A 1,744-nucleotide genomic window follows, 5' to 3' on the forward strand; every position below is an offset into this window, starting at 1 on the left:
GCCGCCGTCGCCGCGGCGCTTGCCCAGGCGTATTGCAGCGGCGTCGCCGTGCACGCCACCGAGGAATGCGTCCAGCTGCACGGCGGCATCGGCATGACGTGGGAGTATCCCGCGCACCTTTACCTCAAGCGGGCCAAGAGCGATCAGTTGATCTTCGGCACCGCCTACCGCCACCGCGCCCGGCTGGGCGAGTTGGTGGACCTGCCGCCGAAATAGTTGGGCTCGGATTGATTTTTTCCCCGCGGCCCGTCGGGGAGCGTGTAATGCGTTTTCCCGCCGCTGTATTCGTGGGAGGGCGCGCTTCTCGTTGGAAGATGGGCGCGCACGGCGGGCCGCCGTTTTGTGAGACAGTGTCGGTCCGCGGTGGCCCGACGACGTGGCCGGCCGCGCCGTGCGGAGGTGAAAACATCGGAATGCGGGTGTTGCTGTCAACTCACGATTCGCGCGGGGCGGTCGAACCGTTGGCGGCACTCGGGGTTCAGTTGCGAGCGAACGGCGCGGAAGTTCGGGTATGCGCGCCGCCGGACCAGGAATTCGCGGACCTGCTGGCCGGAATCGGCTTGGAGCTGAGTCCATTCGGCGATTCATGGCGCGCCAGGGCGGCCGGGCTCACGCCGTCGGAGGACGACCTACGCCGGCACCTGGACGGGCTCGTCGCCGCGCAATTCGACACGGTTGCCGACGCGGCCGACGGCTGTGACCTCCTCGTCGCAACCGGCTTTCCACCGGTGGCAGCGGGAGCGCGGTCGGTGGCCGAGCGCCTGGGCATCCCTTACGTCTACGTGAGCTACCAGCCGACGATCCTGCCGTCACCGCACCACATGCCCCCGACGTACGCAGGCCAGATCCCGCCGGGCGCGATCGACAACCGGGTGTTGTGGCAGATGGACGCGCAGCACATGCACACGCTGTTCGGGGCGACGCTCAACAACCACCGCGCGTCGCTGGGCCTGCCGCCGGTGGATGACATCCGCGACCACGCACTGACCGACCGGCCGTGGCTGGCGGCGGATCCGACCCTGGGCCCGTGGCCGGAGGGCAGCGGGCTGGACGTGGTCCAGACGGGGGCGTGGCTGCTCTGCGATGAACGCCCGTTGCCTGCGGACGTGGCGGCGTTCCTGGACGACGGGCCGCCGCCGGTGTACGTCGGCTTCGGCAGCATGCCCATGCGCGCCGCGAGCTACCTGTCCCGCGCGGTCGTCGAGGCCGTCCGCGCCCTGGGCCACCGGGCGATTCTCTACCGCGGCTGGTCCGGCCTGACCCCGATAGACGACCGGGACGATTGCCTGGCCGTCGGTGAGCTCAACCACCGGGCGCTCTTCGCCCGGGTCGCGGCCGTCGTGCACCACGGCGGTGCGGGCACCACGACCACCGCCGCGCTGGCCGGCGCGCCGCAGGTGTTGGTGCCGCAGGGGGCCGACCAGCCGTACTGGGCCGGCCGGGTGGCGGAGCTGGGCATCGGCATCGCGCACGGCGGCCCGGCCCCCACCGCCCGGTCGCTGACGGTCGCCCTGAAGACCGTCTTGGCGCCGGAGACCGGTGCGCGGGCGGGCGTCGTGGCCACCAAGATCCGTACCGACGGGGCGATGGCGGCGGCGTCGTTGCTGCTCGACGGGTTAGCGCGGTAGCGCGGAACCGAAGACCTCGGTCATGGCCTGCCAGTGCCGTTCGGCGGCGACGGGGTCGTACGGCGCGTTGTCCGGGACCGCGAACCCGTGGCCGGCCGGATACCACTCGATGGTGT

3 protein-coding genes are annotated in these 1,744 nt (G+C 71.4%); 2 read left to right on the forward strand and 1 reads right to left on the reverse strand.

The features are described 5' to 3' along the window. Positions 1-216 (forward strand): acyl-CoA dehydrogenase family protein (locus A9X03_RS08610; RefSeq protein ID WP_197696037.1); only part of this gene is annotated, 216 nt, incomplete at its 5' end. 197 nt (positions 217-413) lie between these two features. Next, positions 414-1,628, forward strand: coding sequence for a glycosyltransferase (locus tag A9X03_RS08615; protein ID WP_068260588.1), 1,215 nt, complete (start codon positions 414-416; stop codon positions 1,626-1,628). Here the strand turns inward: A9X03_RS08615 and A9X03_RS28325 are convergent. Continuing rightward, a partial coding sequence (locus tag A9X03_RS28325) for a dienelactone hydrolase family protein (protein ID WP_197696038.1) occupies positions 1,617-1,744 on the reverse strand: 128 nt, incomplete at its 5' end. The genes A9X03_RS08615 and A9X03_RS28325 overlap by 12 nt on opposite strands.

Origin of the sequence: Mycobacterium sp. E1715 (assembly GCF_001667625.1) — a bacterium.
In the GTDB taxonomy this organism is placed as follows: Bacteria; Actinomycetota; Actinomycetes; order Mycobacteriales; family Mycobacteriaceae; genus Mycobacterium.

Coding starts and splice junctions, on each gene's coding strand:
- A9X03_RS08615 (WP_068260588.1), top strand. CDS start 414: ATGCGGGTGTTGCTGTCAACTCACGATTCGCGCGGGGCGGTCGAACCG.